Source organism: Micromonospora chalcea (genome assembly GCF_028768405.1).
Taxonomy (GTDB): Bacteria; Actinomycetota; Actinomycetes; order Mycobacteriales; family Micromonosporaceae; genus Micromonospora; species Micromonospora chalcea.
In genome coordinates, this window is the sequence record NZ_CP118233.1 from 5160213 (window position 1) to 5177240 (window position 17028).

The window sequence follows — 17028 nt, forward strand, 5'->3', positions numbered from 1 at the left end:
TGCGGCCCGGGTCTGCCGATCCGGGCCGCACGGCGGTTCAGGCCGGGTCGGCCGCCCGCCAGCGGCGCCGTGCTCCGCGCGGCAGCACCAGGGCGAGCGCCGCCACGAGTGCCACGGTCCCGCCCACGACGGCGGCGGTCAGCAGCGCCCGGTCCCGGGCCGTCCCGCGGCGAGCCTCGCGGGCCAGCGCGGCCGGATCCGGCCGGTCGGCGGGCAGCGCGGCGCCCGGCCGGGGCCGGGAGTCCATCACGCCCGCCGACTCGGTCACCGCCCGGTACGGGTTGAGCACCCCCGCGCCGTAGCCGGTCTCCCGTCCCGGGGCCGGGTCGGCGGCGGCCACGATCCGGGCGGCCACCTCGTCCGCGCTCAGCCGGGGCCGGTACTGACGCAGCAGCGCCGCGGTGCCGGCCACGAACGGAGTGGCGTAGCTGGTGCCCTCCGCCCGGTGGTGTCCCTGGCGGGGCGCCGCCATCAGCACCTCGCTGCCCGGGGCGACCACGTCGACGTACGGGCCGGTCTGGGAGAACGCCGAGCGGGTGCCGTCCGGGCCGATCGCGCCCACCCCCAGCACGCCGTCGTACGCGGCCGGGTAGGGCCGGGGATCGCCGTTGTCGTGCAGGTTCCCGGCGGCGGCCACCACCACCACGTCCTGTCGCAGCGCGTACGCGACGGCGGCGCGCACGTCGGGGTCGTCCGCGTACAGCACGACCGACAGGTTGAGCACGTCGGCGTCGTGGTCCACCGCCCACCGGATCGCCCGGGCGAAACCGGCCGCGTCGACGGTACGCCCCGACTCCCGCCCCTCGACCACCTGCTGCTCGCTCACCCGTACCGGGAGGATGCGCGCGTCCGGCGCGAGGCCGCGGAACGCGACGCCGGGCTGCGGGGCGGCGGCGACGATGCTCGCGACACCGGTGCCGTGTCCGGCGCAGTCCCGGGTGCCGTCCCCGCCCGGGTCGAGGAAGTCGGCGCCGGACAGGACGCGCCCGGCGAGCTGCGGATGGGACCGGTCCACGCCCGAGTCGATCACCGCGACCACGACTCCGGCGCCGGTGGCGAGCGGGGCGAGCCGGTCCGGGGCGTACCGTTGCTGCGGCCACGGCTGTTGCGCGACCGGCCGCGCCGGGGCGGGTGGCGAGGCGCAGCCGGCCGGCGCGCGAGCCGCCGCGGGGGCGACCGGAGACCCGACGGCGAGGAGCGTCGCCAGGGCGGCCACGGCCGGGTGCGCGACAGGTCGATACATCGACGACCTCCGTAACGTGTCGGCTCCGGGACGGGATGTTATCGCCTCGTGGACATCGGGGCGGACCGTCGATGGCCAGAAGTCCTGATCTTGCTGCCACCTTGTAGGTTGTAGGCGATGCCTGTGGCCTGTTCGCGGAAGGAGAGGTGGCCGTGACCGGATGGGAGCCGGCCACCGAGGCCGAGGTGGCGATGCGGGACGCGCTGCGCGCCCAGGACCAGCAGCAGTACTTTCGGGTGCTGACGCGCGTCGATCTGTTCCTGCCGGTCGCGGGCGGCCCGGCCGGCGGATGGGGCACCTGGACCTCCGGCGGCCGCACGCACGTGCTCGCCTTCACCTCCGCCGCCGCGCTGCGGGCCAGCCTGGGGGAGAACGCCGGCACGGCCCGCCGTGTTCCCTACCCGGAACTGGCGGACGGCTGGCCCAACCCGGAGTGGTGGCTGGCGGTCAACCCCGGGCTGCCGATCGAGGGCTACCTGCCCGCCTGGTACGTCGCTCAGCTCTCCCGGGGCGACGTCCGGCTGCCGGGGCGGACCATGGGCGCTCGGGCCCGGCTGGAGCGGGTGGAGGGCGCGGCCCGGAGCGCGCGCAACGGCGTACCCGATTCCGCGCCTCGCCCGTCCGCCGTACCCGTCCCGCCGGCCGCCGTCCCGCCCCCTGTCGTTCCGGCTCCCGCGGTTCCGCCCGCAGCCGTTCCGCCTCCCGCGGTGCCGCCTCCGGCGGTGCCGGGCGACCGGGGCGGACGGCGGACTGCGGACGACGAGCCGCCGACGGTGCCGGTACGCGGCGGTTCGGTGCTGGGGCGGCGGCTGCCGACCGTGCCGCCCCGCCGCCGGGAGCCGGACCGGGACAGCCCGGGCCGCGCCGACCCGGGCGACGAACCGGGTACGGACGCCCTGGACGGCTGGCTCACCGACCTGCGCCGCCGCCCCGACGAGCCGGACCCCTTCGCCGCCGAGCCCGCGTCGACCGACGAGCCGCCGTCGACCCCCACGCCACCGCCACCGTCGCGGTCCTTCTTCGAGCCCGCCTCCGGTCGCTCGGCCCGGCGCCCGTCACCGCTGGACGCGCCACGGCGGGCCGCCGACCGGGCCACCCCGCCGACCCGGTTCGCCGGTGGCCAGCCGTTTCCGCGTCGCCGTCCGCTGAACGAGCCGGTACGGGAGGACCCCACCCAGGCGTTCGCGGCACAGGCGGACGAGCCGCCTCCGGCGCTCCGGACCGACGAGGCGACCCAGGCGTTCCGGCCGAGCCGCCCACCCGAGGACGCCATCGGGACGCTGCCCCGGCGTCACTCCGGCCCTGCCACCCCCGCGACGGACACGTGGGCCGACCCGGTCGGCGCCGACCGGGAGGCCCCGCCCTGGGACGCTGCCGAGGACCCGACGGAGGCGCTGTCGCCCTCGATCGCCGAGCCGGTGTCGAGTCCGCCCGCGCCGCGCCGGGACTTCACCCCCATCGTCATCGAGGGCACGGTCATCGAGGCCCGCGACCTGACCGAGCCCGATCAGCCCTGGTCCGCGCAGTACGCCGACCCGGTGCGTGCCGCGCCGGCCGATCACGCGGCGGCACCCTGGGCCGGTGACCCGACCGCGCCGCTCCCGGCCGACCCGCTGCTGACGACCGGCGACGAGACGATGAACCTCACCGAGGCCGCCCACACCGTTGCGCCGGCCGAGACGGCGCCGTTCGACCGGGCCGGGCGGCTCGACGATCCGACGGTGTCGTTCACCTCGACGGCCGAACCCACGGTTTCCCTGTTCGAGGCGCACACGCCGGCCGCCGAGCCGACCACCTCGCTGTTCGCGCCGACGCCGCCCGAGCAGACGGCGGCCCTGTTCGCGCCGGCCACCGCCGGGGAACAGGCCACCGTGTCGCTCTTCGAGCCGGCCGCCGACGCCGAGCCGGCCACGCAGCCGGCCACCGAGGCCGAACCGGCGGCCTTCGACGACTCCGTCACCACGTCGCTGTTCGCGCCGGGTGAGCCGACCGTCGCGCTGTCCACCCCGCACGAGACGCCGGACACCTCGGCGCCGCCCGCCCCCGTGGCGGAGCCGGCGCCGATCGACGGCGACCCGGTGAGCGCCGCCGCTCCGGCCGACTTCGTGCCGGCGAACAACGTGGAGGAGGAGTTGCTGGCCGCCGCGGGCAGCGGGAGCACCGACGGCTTCCTCACCACCCTGCTGCTGGCCCGGGTGCTGCTGCCGGCCGCGCCCGACTCGGCCGCGGGCAGCCGGCCGGGTGAGCCGGGGTTCGTCTGGCACACCGAGCCGGTGGACGGCGAGACGTCCGTCTCGGTCTACACCTCCCCGGAACGCCTCGCCGAGCACGCCGGAGACGCGGTCGAGACGGTACGGGTCAAGTTCGTCCAGCTCATTCGCAAGTGGCCGGACGTGTCCTGGTCGTTCCGGGTGAACCCGGGCAGCCCGGTCGGCGCGACGTACCCGGGGGAGCAGGTTCTCGCGCTCGCCAACTGGGCGGCCGAGGTGGGCCTCGGCGACGACCCGGAGCCGGCCGCCGCGCCGCAGCCGGCGGAACGACAGCGCCCGGAGGCGCCGACGATCGCCGCGAACCAGCCGGTGACCATGCAGAAGGCGATCGCGGCGAGCCAGCTCGCGTACTACCTGGAGCGTGGCTACGACCGGGTCTCCGGCTTCGTGCACCGGGCCGGGGAACTGGCGCACCTGAACAGCCCGGCGGAGCTGTACCGGGCGCTCGGGCTCGGCCACCCGGGTTCGCCGTTCTCCCCGGACGACGAGGAGATCTACCTGCTGCGCTGGCCGGCCTACCGGCCGAGCCTCTACCGGATTCCCTACGGCGGGCCGAACGAGGCCGCGATGCGGGCGATGGAGGGCTGGGTGATCGAGCGACCGCCGTTCCGCGGCAACGGCTTCGCCCCCGGGGAGAGCAGCGACGTGATCGCCGAGTTCAAGGTGGACAGCGCCCGCCTGCCGCACGGCGCCGAGCTGTGGCGGCTCGGCGCGGACGGCGCCACGCGGCTGGTCGCGGTCCTGGACACCGACGCGCTGGTCTGGCGGAAGGCGGACGAGGCGTGACCCGCGACGGCTACGTGGCCCGCTGGCGGGGGCGGGAGTACCAGGCCAGCCCCGACGGCGACGACATCCGCCTCTACCAGCCCGGCCCGGACGAGGGGTTCACCGAGGTACGCCCCGGCCGGTACGTCCGGGTGGTTCCGGCGGCCGAGGTCGACGATCTCGCATACGTGCGGACCACCTGCACCTGGCAGGGACAGCCGTTCATCGTGCTGGCCGAGCACGAGGGCTGGCTGCGGCTGGAGTACACGGGTGGGCGCTGGCCGGTGGCCGAGGCGATGGGGCTGGAGGCGTTCGACTTCGGCGTCTACCAGGGCTGGGCGCCCGCGACCGAGGTGGCCGACCTGGGCGAGCAGCGGGTCTGAGTCAGGACTTCGCCCAGCGCAGGACCTCGCCGAGCACCAGGTCACGGGCCTCCACGTGGGGGAAGTGCCCCACGTCGTCGAGCAGCCGCCACTCGTACGGCGCGCTGACGTAGCGGCCGGAGCCCTGGGCGGTACGGGGAAGCGACGCGCGGTCCAGCGCGCCGTGCAGTTGCAGGGTCGGCGTGACGAGCGGCTTCTGCATCAGCTTCACGAAGCGGTAGCCGTGCAGCCGCAGCACCGAGCGGAACGCCCAGCGGTAGCCCTCCATCGCGCAGAACGCGGCCTGCGGGATCTGCATCGCGACCCGGCAGCAGTGGGCGTAGGCGGCGAAGTCGGGGCTGTCCGCCCAACGCGGGCCGCCCCACCGGCGCAGGATCTCCTCCACCTCGGCGGCGTCGTCCCGGGTCAGGACGTGCTCGTAGCGGGGGAGCTGGAACTTGAGCGTCGCGGTGGCCGAGGCGAACTGGCCGCGCGGGTCGGCGAAGATGGCGGCCCGCAGCCGCAGCGGGTGCGGCGCGCCGAGCACCACGAGCCGCCGGACCAGGGTCGGGTGGAAGGAGGCGGCGGTCCAGCCGATGAGCCCGCCCGCGCCGGTGCCGACCACCGTGGCCGATCGCTCGCCGAGTGCGCGGATCAGGCCGGCGACGTCGGCGGCGAGCGTGTAGCCGTCGTACCCCCGGGGTGGTTTGTCGCTCGCGCCGTAGCCGCGCAGGTCGACGGCGACCGCCCGGAAGCCGGCGTCCGCGACCGCCGGCAGCATCTCGTGCCAGGCGTACCAGTACTCGGGGAAGCCGTGGAGGAAGAGCACCATCGGACCGGCGCCCGCCTCGACGACGTGGAACCGGCTGCCGTTGGCACCGACGAACCGGTGCGTCCACGGCCCCTCGGGCAGGACGCAGGACTCGTCGACGGGTCCGCCGCGCTGGTCGGTCATGGGGCACAGCCTAGGGCCGCCGATCGCGCATCGGGCTCGCAGGTGACCAGGATCAGGGATTTCTCCGGGAGGTGACCCATGTGGCCCGGCGACCGCTTGCGGGGTCAGGATTCGGCGACGCGCATGGGGATGCCGGGCCCGCAGTCCACCGAGCGGTCCCGCGCGGTGAGCCGCAGTGAGACGAAGTCGCCCTTGCGCAACTCCCCGGCGTCCGGGCCGTACACGGCGTACTCCGTGCCGTTCTCGTCCATCAGGCCGTAGCAGGGTCCGGCGCCGCCCCGGGTGATCCATCCGGCGACGACGCCGGCCGGGCGGTTGTCGGTCGGCTTCCTCGGCGGGCCGGCGGGACGCCGCAGCGTCGGCAGTTCGGTGGCGGACAGTGGCGTGGGCCGGTCGGCGGGCGTGCCCGCGCCGCTCGCGGCCGGCTGGTGGTCGTCGGACACGGATCCTCCGTCTCGGCCGCGCCGTCGATCAGCGCCGTCGTGGGGCGGCCGGCAGCGTGGGGCGGGTGTCGAACGGATGGGACGCGGGCGGGGTACGCCGGGTTCCCGGAAAGGGCGATGCCCGGGCGGTGAGCCCGCCCGGGCATCGCGTGGCGCGTCGATCAGTGGATCAGGAGAAGCGGACCTTCAGCGAGGTGCCGTTCTGCTCCAGGACCTTGATCTTGGTGCCGGTGGCCGGGAGCTTGACGCCGTGGTTCGGCAGCTCCGGGTACCAGTACTGCTTGGTGTCGTCGAACAGCGGCTGCGCGTCCTGACCGCGGATGTACTGCGGCTGGCTGTTGATGTGCAGCGTGAACGAGTCGGCCTTCTTCAGGCTGAACGGCGCGTCGTAGACCTGGACACGGGCCCGCCAGGGCTGGCCGGTCAGGTTGTAGATCGGCCGCGGGTGCGCGTCGATGATCATGTTCCGACCCTCACCCGGGTGCGCGAACGTGTCGTTGTCCGCGAACCGCAGGTTCCAGTAGGAGATCAGCAGACCCTCCTGGTACGCGTAGTGGTCCACGTAGTCCGGGCGGGTGTTCGCGTAGCCGAAGAAGTACGGGCCGGTCTTGAGGTACTTGTCGTACGAGACGTACGACCGGTGACCGGCGATGTAGTAGTTGTCGAACTTACGGGTGTAGGTCTCCTCGACGATGCTGAAGCCGCTGAGGGTCCAGCCGTTGGCACCGGCCTCGGCGCCGTCGGTGAGGAGGGTCTGACCGTCGGCGGTCACGGTGATCGCGTCACCGTAGAAGCCGCCCTCGGACACGCCGCCGTCCGTCTGGTAGCGGAGCCGGAACTGCACGACCTTGCCGGCGACCGCGTCCATCGGGATGTTGACGTCGACCCACTGGTCGTTGCTGGAGCCGTCCAGGGCGTAGCGCCCGGGGGAGATCTCCTTCAGCGGGGTGCCGTTGGCCGTACCGGGCAGCGAGGTCCAGGTCTGGCCACCGTCGGTGGACGCCTCGAAGAACAGGTAGTCGTAGTCCGCCTCGATGCTGTAGCGACCCTTCATCGACAGCGCGGCGCTGGTCTTCCCGGTGAGGTCGACAGTGCGCGTCATCGTGTTGTTCAGGTCGTCGTCGTTGCCCGAGAAGAACTGCTTCGTACCCTCGAACGGCTTGCCGTTCTGGAACGTGTACTCCCGCTGCGGCAGCACCACCACGGCGCCCTGGGCCTTGTTGGAGTTGTACTCCTGCGGCCCGAGTTCCAGGGTGCGCTTCTGGCCGGCCACGATCACCTCGTAGTCGAGCCAGCCGAGCTGGAGCTTGTTCCAGGCGCCGAGGTCGCCACCGCGCTCGCCGATGCCGCCGTCGTTCTTGGCGCCGAGCCGGCTCTGGGCCATCAGGGTCCAGTGCTCGTTGTTGTTGTCCCCACCGCTGACCACGTTGTAGTCGTCCGGCAGACCGAGGTCGTGGCCGTACTCGTGGTAGAAGACGCTCCGGCCACCGTTCTCCGGCTGGATCGTGTAGTCACCGATCCAGACGCCGGTGTTGCCGATCTGGGTGCCGCCGGCCGGGAAGTTCTCCGGGCCGGTGTTGCCCTGGTCGCTGGCGAAGGCGTACCACCGGTGGCTCCAGATGGCGTCCTCACCCTGGTACGGGTCACCGTCGGCCTCGTCGCCGCCGGCGTGGACGATCTGGAAGTGGTCGATGTAGCCGTCCGGCTCGTTGAAGTCGCCGTCGCCGTCGAAGTCGTACCGGTCCCACTGGTCCATCGCCTTGACGTCCGCGGCGATCTCCGCGTCGGAGCGGCCCTGCGCCTTCTGGTCGGCGACCCACTGGTTGGCGGCGTCGCGGACCAGGGCCCAGGTGTTGGTGCAGACGTTCGAGGCACACGGGTAGCCGCCGGAGCGGCCGTAGCGAGCCTCGTTGTACCGCACCTTCACCCAGTTGGTGACCTCGCCGTCGACGCTGTACCGACCCGAGGACTGGGCCTCGTAGTACTGCTTCAGCGACTCGTCGCCCGGGTTGGTGCCGAAGTACAGCTGCCGGTAGTAGTCGGCGCTGTAGTCCGCCTGCCAGACCGTGGAGTTGTCCACCGCGCGGTTGGGCTGGGGGATCTGGTTGCGGAGCGGACCGTCGAACCGGGTCGGGCCCGGGGTGTCCGGGTCGGTGTCCTGGTCCGGGTAGTTCGGGTGCCGCTCGTCGCCGAACTCCGCGAGGATGACGAAGATCCTGTCGGTCCGCTCGCGGGAGAGTTCGACGTACTGGTCCTTGGTCGGACCCTTGCCGGCCTTGGTGCTCTTGGCTGCCTTGCCCGCCGCGGGACCGGCGGCGGCCCGCTCGCCGACCTTGACGACCGTGCTGCCGTTGATCTTCTGGGCCTTCGCCCTGCCGGACAGGACCTCGCTGAGGCCTTCCTGGCGCAGCGCGCGCCGCTTCTCCTCGAGCGGGTTGGGCAGGTCGTGCTCAGCCTGCGCAGGCTCGGCCACCGACGGAGCGGCGGCCGGCAGCTTCGGCGTCGGCGCGGCGCTGGCGGCCGTGCCTGCCACCAGCCCCGTCGCGGTCAGCGAAAGCCCGAGCAGACCCACTGCGACTTTGCGCACGTGGTACCTCCGGTGTGAGGGAACCGGCCCAACTGGGGGTACGGGCCGGTGGAACGGTCCACTGGTGGGACCAAGGGTGAACATAGACACTGCTGCGACTGGTGGGAAGACGCGTGCGTCGATTTGTTGCAACTTTTTGTTGAGAACGCTTTTCACCGTCACACACCTGCCCGTCACCGAGCCGTTGACCAGCGACGATGCGCGGAGCGGCGATTGCAGAGACATGCATGGATTAATGGGTTAGCGGAAGGGCCGGGAGCGCTCACGCTCCCGGCCCTTCCCCCATCGAGCTAGATCAGATCATTTTTCGGTCATTCCGGTTCCGCTTTGACCGCGCCCGTTTCAGGGACGCGGCGGGACCACGTACACCTGGGCGTACGAGTTGTCCTTGGCGGCCCGCTTGATGATGATCGAGACGCCGTACTGGACGCCCGCGTCACCCGGGTTGCCGGTGCCGAGCACGATCGCCCCGCCACCCAGCGTCGAACCGTAGTAGTCCGTCGCCGGAGAGCCGTCCGAGTTCACCACCCGGGTCGTGTACTGCTGGTTGCCCCGCGACGGGACGACCACCGAGGCGTCGTTGTCCCGCGCGTACGCGGCGCCGTCACGGATCTCGATGCCCGGGTACCAGCCCTTGGCGTCGGTGAAGCCCTTCACCGGCGCCTGCGGGCCGAACTTCGTGCAGTACTCGCTGTACGGCTCGTCCGCCGCCTCCAGGCACTCCTTGAACGGGTACGTGGGCTTGAGGCCGAACGCGGCGTTGGAGGACTGCGGCCGGCTGGGCAGGTTCTTCAGCACCGACGGGTCCTTCTCGGCCGCGGTGCCCTTGCGGCGCAGCGGGTCGTTGTGCGAGTCGACGATCAGCAGACCGCCCTTGGCGCCGTAGCTGGGCAGCGCGGTCATCTGCGCGGTGACGTGGTTGACGTCGCCGAGCTGGGTGTCCCGGTACCAGACCAGCATGCCCGGCGCGTTGTACGCGATCCGGTCGACCTTCCAGGCCTCGTGCGAGTAGACGGTGTCGTAGGTGTACTTCAGGCCGTTGTCGAAGCCGTCGAAGTTACGCCACTCGGCCAGGTAGTAGTGCGACTTGACCTGCGTGCCCGAGTCGATGTACCAACCCGCGCCGCTGGTGTCGGTGAAGGTGCCGCCGGTCTGGGTCCAGCCCGCCGCGCCGCTCTCCACGTCGTCGCTCCAGGTGGTGGCGCCGCCGCCGGTCACCGAGAAGTCGTCGGCGAACCAGCCGCGCTCGACGAACGCCTCGTCGGTGGCGTACCGCAGCCGCACCTGCACGGTCTGCCCGGCGAACGACGACAGGTCGACGTAGTCGTGCCGCCAGCCGCCGGTGCTGCCGCTCAGGCCGTACTTCTTGTTGCCGAAGTCGACCATCCGGCCGTTCGGGTCGGGGTAGCCGTCGTTTGTGGAGACCAGCGCGCCGCCCTCGGCGTACACCTTCTGCTCGTTCCAGGTGGCGCCGCCGTCGGTGGAGACCTCGACGAAGCCGAAGTCCCAGTCCGCCTCGATGACGTAGTTGTTCCACATCCAGAACTTCGCGTCGGCGGCGTTCGGGACGGTCACCGTGCGGCTGAGCTTGACGTCGGCCCAGTTCTGGTCCGCGCCGGAGTACCACATGTTGCCGCCGCTGTGCGGCGTCGCCAGTGAGATCACCTTGTCCGGCAGGTCGATCTTGATGCCGTCCTCGGTGCCGACCGGCGTACGCGACGTCTGCCCGAGCTTGACCAGTTTGGACCGGTCACCCGGCCCGAACGTCTTCGGCTCGGCCCAGCCCAGCACCCACTTGTCCCACAGGCCCATGTGGGTGGGCAGCGCCTGGAAGATCTCGCCGGAGTGCGAGCCGGACGCCATCAGGTCCCAGAAGTCCACGTCCGAGTCGGCGTTGCCGGAGGTGTCGTAGAGGTCCGGCAGGCCCAGGTCGTGGCCGAACTCGTGGGCGAAGACGCCGACGCCGGCGTCCTCCGGCTGCACGATGTAGTTCGACACCTTCAGGTTGGTGCCGGGGATCGTGTAGCCGCCGGCCACCGTCGAGGAGTGCGCCCAGACCGAGTAGATGCCGATGTCGCCGCCGCCACGGGACTTGCCCTGGTTGGCGTGCACCAGCACCAGGTGGTCGATCACGCCGTCCGGCTCGTGGTAGTTGCCGTCGCCGTCGCGGTCGCTCTGGTCCTCGATGTCGTAGTCGGCCCAGGGGAAGTTCGGGTCGGCCGCGGCCAGCGCGTCGATCGCGTCGGTGGCGAGGCGGCCGGCGCCCTGCGGGTTGTCCGGGTGGCCGTTCATCGACTGCTCACGCCCGGCGACCCAGTTGCCGTTCTCGTCCTGGAAACAGCGCGACGCGGCGTACCAGCCCTCCGAGTGCGGCACCGTGATCCACGGGGTGGCCTGCCCGTCCACCGTGTACGCGCCCTTGGACATCTCCAGGTACATGTTGTGCATGGTCCGCCCGGCGAGGCTGATGCCCGGCTTGCCGTCCGGCCCCTTGAGGTCCTTGCGGACCCGCTCGGTGATGCCCTTCTTGCTGTAGAGCATCTTGTCGTAGTGGGCCGGCGAGAAGTCCGGCACCCACATCGAGTTGTTGTCCTTGTGCGGCAGCGTGGCCGGGTTCGGGATGGTGTTGTGCCGCGGCCCGTTCTGCACCGTGCCGGGAACGCAGGTGCGGTCCTCGAACACCGTCTTCGGGACCATCACGTCGGTGAAGTCGTCGTTGGCGTTGTCGTTGAACTCGACGAGCAGCGTCAGCAGCTTGGCGGTCTGCGTACTCTTTGCCTGCTTGATCTTGCGAGGGCTCTTGCCGGTCCGGATGGACTTGGCCTCCAGCTTGGCCAGCTCACGGGCCGCGATCGGGTTGCCCCCGGCGTACTTGCGGTCGTAGGCGCGGGCCTCGTCCGCGGGCGAGGTGAAGACGCCGTCACGGCCCTTGATCTCCTTGCCGCCGGTGTCCGGCTGCACCTCGGGCTCGGCGTAGTTGATGTAGTGCTCGTCCGCCCCGATCGTGACCGGTGCGGACCGGGACGGCTGGGCCGCCGCGCTGCCCGTCACGGTCAGCGACGTGGCCGCGAGCGCGATGACGGGCAGCGCGACGAGTAAGCGTCGCCGTGCCCTGTGCTGCGACATGGGGAGCATGCCACTCCGTTCGTAGGGAATGGTGGGGAACCGGCCGTCTCACTGACGCTCGTCGAAATCCGCCGGTGCGGCTGAACGTAACCGACAACAAGCGACATCGACAGTGGTGGAAAAGTGCTCTGGCCGATCAGGTCAGATCGGGTCCCCCGATCGACCGGCGCGGATCCCGGATACGACGAAGGGGGCGGACCGCGCCGCGGTCCGCCCCCTGGTCGGCTGTCGTCAGTCCTCGTCGGACTTGCCGCTGCTCATCCCCGACGAGATCAACTCCATCACCGAGGAGTCCTGGAGTGTGGTCACGTCGCCGAGCGACCGGTTCTCCGCCACGTCCCGCAGCAACCGGCGCATGATCTTGCCGGAGCGGGTCTTCGGCAGCTCCGGCACCAGCATGATCTGCCGCGGCTTCGCGATCGGGCCGAGCGTCTTCGCCACGTGGTTGCGCAGCTCGGCGATGAGCTGCTCGCCCGCGTCGCCGGCGGTTTCCGCGGTGCCGCGCGGGATGGCGAACGCGACGATCGCCTGCCCGGTGGTCGGGTCGGTCGCGCCGACCACCGCCGCCTCCGCCACCGACGGGTGGCTGACCAGCGCCGACTCCACCTCCGTGGTGGAGATGTTGTGGCCGGACACCAGCATCACGTCGTCCACCCGGCCGAGCAGCCAGATGTGCCCGTCGTCGTCCTTCTTCGCCCCGTCACCGGCGAAGTAGACCCACTCGTCGCCGATGTTGGCGCCCGCGCCGAACCGCGACCAGTACGTCTCCAGGAAACGGTTGTCGTCACCCCACACCGTCCGCAGCATCGACGGCCACGGCTCCTTCAGCACCAGGTAACCGCCGCCGCCGTTCGGCACCGACTCACCCTGGTCGTCCACCACGTCGGCGACGATGCCGGGCAGCGGGCCCATCGCCGAGCCGGGCTTCGCCTCGGTCACACCGGGCAGCGGCGAGATCATGATGGCGCCGGTCTCGGTCTGCCACCAGGTGTCCACCACCGGCAGCTCACCGCGGCCGACGTGCTGCCGGTACCAGATCCACGCCTCCGGGTTGATCGGCTCACCGACGCTGCCGAGCAGACGCAGCGACGACAGGTCGTACCCGGCCGGGATGTCCTCGCCCCACTTCATCATGGTGCGGATCAGCGTCGGCGCCGTGTACAGGATGGTCACCTTGTACTTGTCGACGATCTCCCAGAACCGGCCCTTGTGCGGGGTGTCCGGCGTGCCCTCGTACATGACCTGGGTGGCGCCGTTGGAGAGCGGGCCGTACACGATGTAGGAGTGCCCGGTCACCCAGCCGATGTCGGCCGTGCACCAGTAGACGTCCGACTCCGGCTTCAGGTCGAACACCGCGTGCGTGGTGTACGACGCCTGGGTCAGGTAGCCGCCGGTGGTGTGCAGGATGCCCTTCGGCCGGGCGGTCGTGCCGCTGGTGTAGAGGATGAACAGCGGGTGCTCGGCGTCGAACGGCTGCGCCTCGTGCTCCGGCGCCGCCGTCTCCACCGTCTCGTGCCACCAGTGGTCCCTGCCCGACCAGGCGACCTCCTCACCGGTACGCCGCACCACCAGCACGTGCTCCACCGACGGGCACTTCGCCACCGCCTCGTCCACGGTCGGCTTGAGCGCCGACGGCTTGCCCCGCCGGTACCCGCCGTCCGCGGTGATCACCACCTTGGCGCTGGCGTCCTGGATCCGGTTGGTGAGCGCGTCGGCGGAGAAGCCGCCGAACACCACGCTGTGCGTGGCGCCGATCCGGGCGCAGGCGAGCATCGCCACCGCCGCCTCCGGGATCATCGGCATGTAGATCGCCACCCGGTCGCCGGCGGTCACGCCCAGCTCGGTCAGCGCGTTCGCCGCCTGGCAGGTGAGCCGGTGCAGGTCGGCGTAGGTGACGGTGCGGGTGTCGCCGGGCTCGCCCTCCCAGTGGATCGCCACCTTGTCGCCGAGGCCCGCCTCGACGTGCCGGTCCAGGCAGTTGTACGCCACGTTCAGCGTGCCCCCGGTGAACCACTTCGCGAACGGGGCGTTCGACCAGTCGAGCACCTGCTCCCACGGCTGGGCCCAGGCCAGCCGGCCGGCCTGACGCGCCCAGAAGGCCAGCCGGTCACCGGCCGCCTCCTCGTACGCCTCGGCGGTCACGTTGGCGTTCGCGGCGAGTTCAGCCGGCGGCGGGAACTGGCGCGTCTCGTTCAGCAAGTTGGCCAATGCCTCGCTCATGCGGTGACTCCTTCGTCGCGTGACCTGCGTCTCCTACTCCGGGGAAGGTTAGTCCCGCCGTACCCCGGTCGCGACCGCCCGGCCCCGCACCGCGCGCCCAGCGGCCCTCCCCTCGCGCCGAGGTGTAAGGAAGGGCCCCTTGTTAACGCCTCCGGTAGAGGAAGGGACCCTTATTAACAACCCCGGGCATGGGGGGAGCCCGGCGGTCGCTAGCGTGACGGGGTGACCACCGATCCGCTCGCCCCGCTGCTCGCGCTCGCCGACGTCGCCCCCGCCGTCGAGCAGGCCCGCGAGCGGGTCGACCTGGCCCACCGGCACCGCGCGCTGCGCCGCCAGGGCGGCCAGGTCGCCGCCGAGGTCAGCCTCCGCTCCGCCGTGGCCAGCGCCGCGCTGGAGGGCCGCGTCCACGACCGCGAGGAGGTGCGCGCCGGCACCGTCACCGACCCGGTGATGCAGGGCGCGCTGCGGGTGGCCGGAGCGCTGCCCGGGCTCAGCGACCTCTGGCCCAAGGCGCCCCGGCAGGTGCTGGCCCGGCTGCACGTGCTCGCCGCCCGCGACGTGGTGACCGAGGAGGAGTTGGGCCGGCCGGTCGCCGACCCGGTGGTCGCGGCCCGCCTCGACGGCCTGGCCGCCCTGGTCGCCGGCGGCACCAAGGTGCCGCCGCTGGTGCTGGCCGCCGTCGTACACGGCGAGCTGCTGAACCTGCGCCCGTTCCCCGGCCCGTCCGGGGTGGTGGCCCGCGCCGCCGCCCGGCTGGTGCTGATCTCCACCGGGTTCGACCCCCGCGGGCTGGTCGCTGTCGACGTCGGTCACCGCGAGCGCGAACCGGAGTACGTGGGCGCGGCCGGCGCGTTCGCCACCGGCACGCCCGACGGCCTGCGCTCCTGGCTGCGGCACTACATGACGGCTGTCGAGGTCGGCGCCGACCAGATCACGCTCATCGGCGACGAGATCCTCGCCGCGTCCTGAGGTCGCGGGTGTCAGGCGGTCGGCGCGGCGGCGCGGGTGCGGCGGTGCCGGCCGTACCAGGCGATGCCGATGGCCACGCCGACTCCGACACCGAGCGCCGCCGCCGCGACCGGCACGGCCGGCCGCTCACGCAGGCGGCGGCCCAGCGGAATCGGGTGCCGGAACTCCAGCACCGGCCACGAGTTCTCCACCGCCAGCTTGCGCAGCGCCCGGTCCGGGTTGACCACCGTCGGGTGCCCCACGCACTCCAGCAGCGGCCGATCCGAGTACGAGTCGGAGTACGCGTACGAGTCGCTGAGGTCGTAGTCGCGTTCCAGAGCCAGCTCGCTGACCGCCTCGACCTTGCTCGGACCGGCGGCGTAGAACTCGACCTCACCGCTGTAGCGGCCGTCCACCACACCCATCCGGGTGGCGATCACGTCGGTGATCCCGAGCAGCTCACCGATCGGCCGGACCATCTCGTCACCCGACGCGGAAACCAGCACCACGTCCCGGCCGGCGGCCTGGTGCTCCTCGATGAGGGCGGCCGCCTCGGCGTACACATAGGGGTTGATCAGCTCGTGCAGCGTCTCCGCGACGATCTGGCGGACCTGTTCCACCGGCCAGCCCTTGCAGAGTGTGGCCAGGTAGTCCCGCGTGCGGGCCATGGTCTGCTCGTCGGTGCCGCCCAGCCGGAACATCAACTGCGCGTACGCCGACTTGACCACGTCACGCCGAGTGATCAGCCCGTCCCGGTAGAACGGCCGACCGAATGCCAGTGCGCTTGACTTGGCGATGACGGTCTTGTCGAGATCGAAGAAAGCGGCGCTGCGGCCCACGGCGCGAAAGTCTAGCCCGACAGCGGCGCGGAGGCGTCCGCCCAGGGTCATGGAAGTGGATGAGCACCCGCAGGAGTGACGGCGGTCACATCTGATGTGCAAGAAATTAGCTTTGCGTGGACTGAACACCACTCGACGTATAAGGGTCGGCTGCGGCATGCTTGTCCTCGCGACGGGAGTTCACATTCCCGACGCCGCAGGCCTCGGCGGTTGCACCCCCCGTAACCGCTGAGTCGGTTCGGCTCGACCCCCCCGGAGCCGAACCACAAGACGACCCCCGTCTCCCCCCGACGGGGGTCGTCCCTTTGCGCCGGGAGCGTTCCGCCGCAGGTCACAGCCCCTCCCCGTCGCCTACGGGTGGCGTCCCCGGCATCGGGCGGGCTGAAACCGTACGGCTTCCCGCGATGCCCGGACTCCGGCCTGGTTGCAGATCGGTCTCAAGGCCCTGTCGCAGAACCAGCAGGCCGACATGATCGTCCGAGGTGGCTTTCTGCGGTACGGGGAGGAACGGCGTGGGCGCGAAGACGGCACTGCTGGCGTTTACTGACGGCGACATTCGTCCGGCGCTGCGTGGCGCCGGGCGATCGGCGCGAGCCGAAGTCGAGGCGTTGATACGTCGAGTCCACCCCGGCCACGTCGTCGAACCAGCCGACGACGACACCCTGCTCGACGGCGTCTACCCGCCGGACGGCGTCACGTACGCCACCGTGCTGGCCGGGGCGGAGCTGTACTGCGACCGACGGCTCGTGGTCGACCGCCCGTCCGAGCTGCCGGAGCACCTGCGCCTGGCCGGAGCAGGGCGGCGAATCATCATGCACGGGATGCACTCGGCAGTGGACTGGCTCGGCTTCGCGGTGTGGGAGGACGGCGTGCTGGTCCGATCACTGAGCCTGTCGCCCGACGGCGGCATCCAGGAGAACATCGGCGAGCCGTACGACTTCGAGCTGCCGTACTGGGCCGGTGAGCATCGCGTCGAGCCGGGCCCGTACCCGTTGCCGTTTCATCCCCTCGACCTCGGCGAGGAAGCGTTGCGTGCGCTGTTCGGCTTCGTCGTCGAGGGCCGTCCGTCCCCCGACGACATCGACCCCGACGATGTTCATCTGCACGGCTTCCGCGTGAGCGACCCGTCCGGCGAGGAACAGGCCGCCCGTCAGGCCGCATATGCGGAGGCACTGCGAGCCATGGGACCGCCGCGGAGGTACCGCATGGGACCGGACGGAACGATGCACGAGATCAGCTCCTGACCCGCCGACGGGCGGACCAGCAGGCG

At 71.8% G+C, this 17028-nt stretch carries 11 protein-coding genes; 4 read left to right on the forward strand and 7 right to left on the reverse strand.

Annotated features, from left to right (window positions below):
• Window positions 1-37 precede the first annotated feature (37 nt).
• Window positions 38-1243, reverse strand: a complete 1206-nt coding sequence (gene mycP / locus PVK74_RS23170) for a type VII secretion-associated serine protease mycosin (RefSeq protein WP_274477190.1) — start codon at window positions 1241-1243, stop codon at window positions 38-40.
• Between the two features lie 152 nt (window positions 1244-1395).
• On the opposite strand from mycP, the gene PVK74_RS23175 reads away from it, so the two are divergent.
• Window positions 1396-4299 (forward strand): SseB family protein, encoded by a 2904-nt coding sequence (locus PVK74_RS23175; RefSeq protein ID WP_274477191.1) that lies wholly within the window; start codon window positions 1396-1398, stop codon window positions 4297-4299.
• A complete protein-coding gene (locus tag PVK74_RS23180; RefSeq protein ID WP_187693912.1) occupies window positions 4296-4661 on the forward strand; it encodes a hypothetical protein in 366 nt (121 codons plus the stop codon). Before PVK74_RS23175 ends, PVK74_RS23180 begins: the two co-directional genes overlap by 4 nt.
• A 1-nt stretch (window position 4662) precedes the next feature.
• Here the strand turns inward: PVK74_RS23180 and PVK74_RS23185 are convergent, their stop codons facing one another.
• From PVK74_RS23185 to acs, 5 genes are all read right to left on the reverse strand, one after another.
• Window positions 4663-5595, reverse strand: coding sequence for an alpha/beta fold hydrolase (locus PVK74_RS23185; RefSeq protein ID WP_104114587.1), 933 nt, complete (start codon window positions 5593-5595; stop codon window positions 4663-4665).
• Between the two features lie 104 nt (window positions 5596-5699).
• Window positions 5700-6038 (reverse strand): hypothetical protein, encoded by a 339-nt coding sequence (locus PVK74_RS23190; protein WP_064448442.1) that lies wholly within the window; start codon window positions 6036-6038, stop codon window positions 5700-5702.
• 169 nt (window positions 6039-6207) lie between these two features.
• Window positions 6208-8610, reverse strand: coding sequence for an immune inhibitor A domain-containing protein (locus PVK74_RS23195; RefSeq protein ID WP_043327268.1), 2403 nt, complete (start codon window positions 8608-8610; stop codon window positions 6208-6210).
• Window positions 8611-8967: 357 nt separating this feature from the next.
• A complete protein-coding gene (locus PVK74_RS23200) occupies window positions 8968-11751 on the reverse strand; it encodes an immune inhibitor A (protein WP_262419438.1) in 2784 nt (927 codons plus the stop codon).
• 231 nt (window positions 11752-11982) lie between these two features.
• Window positions 11983-13971: an acetate--CoA ligase gene (gene acs / locus PVK74_RS23205; protein ID WP_187693914.1), complete on the reverse strand. Its 1989-nt coding sequence runs from the start codon at window positions 13969-13971 to the stop codon at window positions 11983-11985.
• 222 nt (window positions 13972-14193) lie between these two features.
• Here acs and PVK74_RS23210 point away from each other — a divergent pair, with 222 nt between their 5' ends.
• Window positions 14194-14940 (forward strand): Fic family protein, encoded by a 747-nt coding sequence (locus PVK74_RS23210; RefSeq protein ID WP_043327263.1) that lies wholly within the window; start codon window positions 14194-14196, stop codon window positions 14938-14940.
• An 11-nt stretch (window positions 14941-14951) separates the two neighbouring features.
• On the opposite strand, the gene PVK74_RS23215 is transcribed toward PVK74_RS23210, so the two are convergent.
• Window positions 14952-15758, reverse strand: coding sequence for an HAD family hydrolase (locus tag PVK74_RS23215; RefSeq protein ID WP_043327262.1), 807 nt, complete (start codon window positions 15756-15758; stop codon window positions 14952-14954).
• Between the two features lie 512 nt (window positions 15759-16270).
• Here PVK74_RS23215 and PVK74_RS23220 point away from each other — a divergent pair.
• Complete coding sequence (locus PVK74_RS23220; protein WP_274477194.1) at window positions 16271-17002, forward strand: DUF6928 family protein; 732 nt, start codon at window positions 16271-16273, stop codon at window positions 17000-17002.
• Window positions 17003-17028 lie beyond the last annotated feature (26 nt).

Bases quoted from the DNA above. Each gene is read 5' to 3' on its own strand.
- mycP (WP_274477190.1), bottom strand. From the start codon at position 1,243: ATGTATCGACCTGTCGCGCACCCGGCCGTGGCCGCCCTGGCGACGCTC.
- PVK74_RS23185 (WP_104114587.1), bottom strand. From the start codon at position 5,595: ATGACCGACCAGCGCGGCGGACCCGTCGACGAGTCCTGCGTCCTGCCC.
- PVK74_RS23200 (WP_262419438.1), bottom strand. From the start codon at position 11,751: ATGTCGCAGCACAGGGCACGGCGACGCTTACTCGTCGCGCTGCCCGTC.
- acs (WP_187693914.1), bottom strand. From the start codon at position 13,971: ATGAGCGAGGCATTGGCCAACTTGCTGAACGAGACGCGCCAGTTCCCG.